Here is a 356-nt window from a genome sequence, read left to right on the forward strand (position 1 = left end):
GAAATCGGCTTCGGCATGGGCGAGGCCACCGCCCACATCGCGGCCCTGATGCCGGAGAAAAACTTTTTGTGCTGCGAGGTGCACGAGCCCGGCGTCGGCGCGCTGCTCAAGCGCATTGGCGAGCAAGGCCTGCGCAACATCCGCATCGTGGCCCACGACGCCGTCGAGGTCATCGACCACATGCTGCCGCTGCAAAGCCTGGACGGCGTGCACATCTTCTTTCCCGACCCCTGGCACAAGAAGAAACACAACAAACGCCGCCTGATCCAAAGCGCCCTCATTGCCAAGCTGGCCGCGCGCCTCAAGGTCGGCGGCTACCTGCACTGCGCCACCGACTGGCAGCCCTACGCCGAGCA

Annotated in this window: 1 protein-coding gene; it reads left to right on the top strand. The window is 64.9% G+C overall.

What is annotated here, in order from left to right:
• Window positions 1-356 (top strand): tRNA (guanosine(46)-N7)-methyltransferase TrmB (gene trmB, locus B3V69_RS10330; RefSeq protein WP_296446266.1); only part of this gene is annotated, 356 nt, incomplete at both ends.

Origin of the sequence: Rhodoferax sp. UBA5149 (assembly GCF_002413825.1) — a bacterium.
In the GTDB taxonomy this organism is placed as follows: Bacteria; Pseudomonadota; Gammaproteobacteria; order Burkholderiales; family Burkholderiaceae_C; genus Rhodoferax.